This is a genomic window from Kocuria sp. p3-SID1428, from assembly GCF_025149945.1.
In the GTDB taxonomy this organism is placed as follows: Bacteria; Actinomycetota; Actinomycetes; order Actinomycetales; family Micrococcaceae; genus Kocuria.
Window position 1 is genome coordinate 1 of record NZ_JALXVH010000087.1, and the last position, 5,812, is coordinate 5,812.

Genomic DNA, 5,812 nt, shown 5'->3' on the forward strand with positions numbered 1-5,812 from the left:
AGAAGTGGCGCGCCCCGGTCGTGTACATGGTCACTCCGGCGGCCTCCGCGGCCGCGATGACCTCCTCGTCGCGGATCGACCCGCCGGGCTGGACCACGGCCCGCACACCGGCCTGCAGCAGCACCTCCAGGCCGTCGGCGAACGGGAAGAACGCATCCGAGGCGGCGACGGAGCCCTCGGCGCGGCGCTTGCCGTCCGAGTCCAGGGTGTTCGCCCGCTCGACCGCCAGGCGGCACGAGTCCACGCGGTTGACCTGGCCCATGCCGATGCCGACCGTGGCGCCGTCATCGGCGAGCAGGATCGCGTTCGACTTCACCGGGCGCAGCGCCTTCCAGGCGAAGGCCAGATCGGCCAGGGTCTGCTCATCGGCGGCCTGACCGGCCACGAGCGTCCAGTTCGCGGGATCGTCGCCCTCGGCCTGGCTGCGATCGGCCACCTGCATCAGCGCGCCGCCGGAGATCTGACGGAACTCGAGCGGATCGCGGCCGAAGCCCTCCGGCAGGCGCAGCAGGCGGATGTTCTTCTTCTGCGTGAGGATCTCCAGGGCGGCCGGCTCGAAGTCCGGAGCCACCACGACCTCGGTGAAGATGTCCTTGACGGTGCGGGCCATGGCCTCGCTCACCGGCCGGTTCACAGCGATCACTCCGCCGTAGGCCGAGAGCGGATCGCAGGCGTGGGCCTTGCGGTGGGCATCTGCCACCGGGTCCTCGGCGCCCGGTGTGGCCACGGCCAGACCGCACGGATTGTTGTGCTTGACGACCGCCACGGCGGGCTCGTCGAAGTCGCCCACGGTGCGCAGAGCGGCGTCGGCGTCGACGTAGTTGTTGTAGGACATGGCCTTGCCGTGCAGCTGCTCGGCCTGGGCGATGCCCGCAGACGCCGCCTGATCCAGGTAGAGGGCCGCGGCCTGGTGGGGGTTCTCGCCGTAGCGCAGGGTCTCGGCGCGCTCGAAGCCCAGACCGGCGTACGGCGGCATGACCAGGTCCGCCTGCGGGTCGTCCGCAAGCAGCGTCTTCTGGGTCCACTCGGCCACGGCGGTGTCATAGGCGGCCGTGTGCGAGAAGGCGGCGGCGGCCAGGCGGCGGCGCGCGGCCAGGTCGAACCCGCCGTCCGAGGCGGCCGCCACGACGTCGTCGTAGCGGGCCGGGTCCACGACCACGGCCACGGACGGGTGGTTCTTGGCTGCCGCGCGGACCATGGACGGCCCGCCGATGTCGATCTGCTCGACGACCTCGTCTCGCCCGGCGCCGGAGCGTACGGTCTCGGCGAACGGGTACAGGTTCACGACCACCAGGTCGAAGGACTCGATCTCGAGCTGCTGCAGCTGCCGGACGTGGTCGTCCTTGCGGCGATCGGCCAGGATGCCGGCGTGCACGCGCGGGTGCAGGGTCTTCACCCGGCCCTCGAGGCACTCGGGGAACCCGGTCAGGTCGGCGACCTCGGTCACGGGAACGCCGGCCTCGGCGATGCGCTTGGCCGTGGAGCCGGTCGAGACGAGGGAGACTCCGGCGGAGTGCAGGCCCTGGGCGAGCTCCTCCAGACCGGTCTTGTCGTAGACGGAGATCAGCGCGCGCTTCACGGGCAGGCGGTCCAGCTGGTTCTGGCTCACAGACGGTCACTTCCTGATGGTGGATCGGGGCTCGGCGCCGCTTCCGGCGCGCGCACCAGTCTAGGACCCGTGGAGGGAAGGCGCCTGTGCCCTGCTCAGCCGCGGGAGAGCTGGGCGACCGTGTCCACGAGCAGCTCCCGCTCGGCGGCCTTGATCCGCTCGTGCAGCGAGTCCTCGTCGTCCTCCGGGGCCACGGCGACGGCGGTCTGGGCCAGGATCTGCCCCGCATCGACCTCCGGGACCACGCGGTGGACCGTGGCGCCGGTGATCTTCACCCCGTGGGCGAGGGCGTCGCGCACGCCGTGGGCGCCGGGGAAGGACGGCAGCAGGGCCGGATGGGTGTTGATCAGGCGATCGGCGAACGCTGCCACGAACTGCGCGTCGAGGATCCGCATGAACCCGGCCAGGATCACCAGGTCGGGCTCACGCTCGGCCACCGCGGACTGGAGCGCGCGGTTCCAGCTGGGGCGGTCGGAGTACGACGACGGCGCCACGAGGAAGTCCTCGACGCCTGCGGCACGGGCGCGCTCGAGCCCGGCGCAGTCCTTGTCGGCTCCCACAGCGACGATCTCGGCAGGGATCCGGCCGTCGGCGACGGCATCGAGCAGAGCCTGTGCGGTGGTCCCGGAGCCGGAGAGGAGGATGACGAGGCGCATGTCTGGAATCCTATCGACGGCCCCGGACACGACGCCTCGACAGGGACGATCCCCTCCGATGCGCCCCGCCTGCGTGACCGGTCGGTGCCGCCCGTGCAGGGCCCGGCCCGTAGACTCGGGTCCATGAGCTCCGCACCTCCCCCTCCGAGCCCCGCGCCCCCGCGACCGGAAGCAGGCGGCGAGGATCCGGAGCCGCGCGTGATCAGCGGGCCGGCCGGCACCGCCCTGATCGCCCTGCTGGCCGTGGGCGCGGCCATGATGCTGACCTCCGGACCGCTGTGGATGACCTTGGCCGGGCTCGTGGCCGCTGTGATCGGCCTGATCCTGGCCGTCGTGGCGCTGGCGCGGATCCGGCGCGCCCCGCGCAAGGGAACGGTCATCCTGACCTCGATCATCGCGCTGGTCATCGGGCTGTGGAGCCTTCTGGGCGGCGGCGCACGGCTGCTGTTCTGGGACCAGGTCTCGGCCTATGACACCTGCGTGTCGACCTCGGTGACGATCGCCGGGACGTCGTCCTGCCAGCAGGAGCTCGAGGACGGCCTGCGCGAGTCGATCCTGCCCGGCTCCGTCCAAGACGGCGCCGGATCCGAGCCCACGTCCTGAGCTTGCCCGCCCTCAGCGGTCGCGGACGGCCTTGCGCCTGCGTCGACGCCGCTCCTGCGCGGATTCCCTGCGCTGGCGCCGGGCCTGCATGGCCTCGGCGCGCTGGCGTCGCCGCTGCTTGATCTCCGCCCGCCTGTGGGCCTCGCGCTGACGATCCGCCTCCGCGCGCGAGGCCGCCTCCCGCCGGGCGCGCTCTTGCTCGTCCGGCGCACTCCACAGCTCGTCGTCCTCGGAGGCCTCCGGCTCGACCTCGGCCACCGCCCCGGTGCGCACTGCCCGACGGCGATCCGCCCAGGGGCTGAGGATCAGCGCGAGCAGAGCGCCCAGCGCGACCTCGATCCCGACGGCCAGCGCGAGCGCCAGCGGATCGGGGCCCACTTGCGTGAGGGCGCCCAGGCCCAGCGAACCGGAGGAGGCCGCGCCCAGCAGCAGCATGAGGGCACCAGTCACGGCCCCGATCAGCACCGAGGTCACCACGATGACCACGGGCACCGAGAGCCAACGGGCCGGCAGCCGCACGGCGATCCACTCCCCCAGGTGATCCTCGCCCTCGCGGGCGAACCAGTGCCCGGCGACGGCGCCGCCGAGCACGAGCAGGGCGGGGGCGCCCAGCAGCGCCGGGGACGGATCATGACCGGGCAGGATCGCGAGGATCGGCAGCGCGGGAAGGTTCTCGGTCTGCGTTCCCACGGGGGTGATCGCCGTGCCCTCGCCGATCGCGAAGCCTGCACCCGAAGCCCATGCGCTCGCCCACAGCACGAGATCGGGCAGCAGGGCGAAGTGCAGCATGGTCACCGCGATGTCGCCGGGGATGTCGGTGCCCAGCGCCCGATGCGCCTCGAGCATGGACTCGGCGCCGACGCCCATGGCCAGCAGCAGGCACAGCGCACCGGCCAGCACGGCGCACAGCGCCCCGATGCCTCCGGCTCGCAGCAGCGCCCAGAGATAGGACCCCGCCCAGCGGTAGTCCTGGCGCATCCGGTGCGCTCGGGCCACCGCGCGCCGCCCCACCAGGGCGGCCGCGGAGCCGTCCTCCACCATGGCGCCGATCGCGATGAAGAGGCAGACGACCCAGCCTCCGATCAGCGCCGCCCACAGCGGGGAGGCGGCCGAGGCAGGCGTGCGGGCCACGAGTGCGACCACAGCGGCCAGGCCCGCGTGGGTGAGCCCCGCGGTGAGCACCGCCGCGCCGAGCCGGGCGCCCGACGGCGCTCCCCGAGCCATGCGCACGCCGACCGCATAAGACAGCCAGGCAGTGAGCACGCTCAGCCCCAGCGGCACCAGGCTCACCACGCCCGCCTCTGCCTCCAGCCCCTCTGCGGGGGCGATCAGCACGTCGACCGGCACGCCGAGGGAGAGCAGCCACAGCTGCGCACCGAGCCCTCCGGCGACCATGACGGGCAGGTGCTCGAAGCCTCCGAGGACGCTCGAGAGCACGAGCACGATCGTGGTCACCGCCAGCACGGACACCCCGACCCCCAGCCCTGGCAGCACGCCGCGATGCCATGGCACCGAGACGGCAGGGATGTGCTCCGGGGCCCGGTCAGGGGCGCCGGAGCGATCCGGGGTGGATGCGGCAGCCGGGGAAGCAGGACGATCGATCATCGCCGCACATGATCTCACGCTCGCCTGTCAGCCCCCGGGGTGACGAGCCGCACCCAGGCGGGCATGAGTTCACATCTGCTTCACCGCCCGGCCACGGCTCGGCGGCTCCGGATGCACCCGGGCACTGCATGCTGGACAGCGTGAGAATCGCTGTCATCGCCGAACAGTTCCTGCCCCACATGAACGGTGTGACCCACTCGGTCATCCGGGTGATCGAGCACCTGCGCTCCCAGGGCCATCACGCGACGGTCATCTGCCCCGCGGCGGATCCGCTGCAGATGACACACACGGTCGAGACCCTGGACGGCGAGGCGGTCGGCCACCCCTCCCTGGACGGGATCGTCGTCCACCGGCTGCCGGCCGTGCCGCTGAGCGGCTACTCGGACGTGCGCCTGGCGGCGGGGCCCACGGCCACCGTGCGCCGGATCCTCAAGCGCTTCGGCCCGGACGTGGTCCACCTGGCCTCGCCGTTCGTGCTCGGCTGGCGCGGGGTCCAGGCCGCCCACCAGCTCGGGGTCCCCTGCGCGGCGATCTATCAGACCGAGATCCCCGGCTACGCCGCCCGCTACGGCGCCCCGTTCCTCGAAGACGTGCTGTGGGGACACGTGCAGTCCCTGCACAACCTCGCGACCGTGACCCTGGCCCCGTCGTCGTTCGCGATCCGCCAGCTGCACGACCACGGCGTGCAGCGCGTGCACATGTGGCGCCGCGGCGTGGACGCCGTGCGCTTCGATCCCGGCAAGCGCGATGAGGCCTGGCGCCAGCAGATCGGCGGCGGCCGCAAGCTGATCGGATACGTGGGGCGGCTGGCCGCCGAGAAGCAGGTCGAGGACCTCGCTCGCCTGGATGCCCTGCCGGAGTCTCGCCTGGTGATCGTGGGCTCGGGCCCCGAGGAGCAGTCCCTGCGCCGGAAGCTGCCCAACGCGCACTTCGCGGGCTTCCAGGGCGGGGAGGACCTGGCCCGGATGATGGCTGGCTTCGACGTCTTCGTGCACCCCGGCGAGTTCGAGACCTTCTGCCAGACCATCCAGGAGGCCATGGCCTCGGGCGTCCCGGTCGTGGCCACGGGCCGCGGCGGTCCCCTGGACCTGGTCGATCAGTCCCGCAACGGCTGGCTGTACCGTCCGGGCGACCTGGCGCAGCTGGAGCACCACGTCCGCGACCTCGTGGGCGATGACGCCAAGCGGGCCGCCTTCGCCCGCGCAGCGCGCGCGACGGTCGAGTCGCGCACCTGGGCCGCCATCGGCGACCAGCTGCTCGACCACTACGAGCGCGCCCGCATCACCTCCCAGCGCCACCGCTCGGTGCGCCGCCTCGTGCGCGCCGGCTGAGTCGGGCG

At 72.8% G+C, this 5,812-nt stretch carries 5 protein-coding genes; 2 read left to right on the forward strand and 3 right to left on the reverse strand.

Annotation, left to right across the window (positions count from 1 at the left end; genetic code table 11):
- Both purH and purN read right to left on the reverse strand, forming a co-directional pair.
- A partial coding sequence (purH, locus tag M3E84_RS12255) for a bifunctional phosphoribosylaminoimidazolecarboxamide formyltransferase/IMP cyclohydrolase (RefSeq protein ID WP_259896550.1) occupies positions 1-1,609 on the reverse strand: 1,609 nt, incomplete at its 3' end.
- 95 nt (positions 1,610-1,704) lie between these two features.
- Positions 1,705-2,265: a phosphoribosylglycinamide formyltransferase gene (purN, locus tag M3E84_RS12260; RefSeq protein WP_006215525.1), complete on the reverse strand. Its 561-nt coding sequence runs from the start codon at positions 2,263-2,265 to the stop codon at positions 1,705-1,707.
- 123 nt (positions 2,266-2,388) lie between these two features.
- Between purN and M3E84_RS12265 the strand changes: the two genes are divergently transcribed.
- Positions 2,389-2,868 carry a hypothetical protein gene (locus M3E84_RS12265; protein WP_259896551.1) on the forward strand — a complete coding sequence of 160 codons (480 nt, stop codon included), beginning with the start codon at positions 2,389-2,391 and terminating at the stop codon, positions 2,866-2,868.
- A 12-nt stretch (positions 2,869-2,880) separates the two neighbouring features.
- On the opposite strand, the gene M3E84_RS12270 is transcribed toward M3E84_RS12265, so the two are convergent.
- Positions 2,881-4,473 (reverse strand): DUF6350 family protein, encoded by a 1,593-nt coding sequence (locus M3E84_RS12270; RefSeq protein WP_259896552.1) that lies wholly within the window; start codon positions 4,471-4,473, stop codon positions 2,881-2,883.
- Between the two features lie 140 nt (positions 4,474-4,613).
- Here M3E84_RS12270 and M3E84_RS12275 point away from each other — a divergent pair, with 140 nt between their 5' ends.
- Complete coding sequence (locus tag M3E84_RS12275; protein ID WP_259896556.1) at positions 4,614-5,804, forward strand: glycosyltransferase family 1 protein; 1,191 nt, start codon at positions 4,614-4,616, stop codon at positions 5,802-5,804.
- Positions 5,805-5,812: the final 8 nt, after the last annotated feature.

What these genes read in the sequence shown, in the direction of transcription:
- purN (WP_006215525.1), bottom strand. Translation starts at nt 2,265, where the DNA reads ATGCGCCTCGTCATCCTCCTCTCCGGCTCCGGGACCACCGCACAGGCT.
- M3E84_RS12265 (WP_259896551.1), top strand. Translation starts at nt 2,389, where the DNA reads ATGAGCTCCGCACCTCCCCCTCCGAGCCCCGCGCCCCCGCGACCGGAA.
- M3E84_RS12270 (WP_259896552.1), bottom strand. Translation starts at nt 4,473, where the DNA reads ATGATCGATCGTCCTGCTTCCCCGGCTGCCGCATCCACCCCGGATCGC.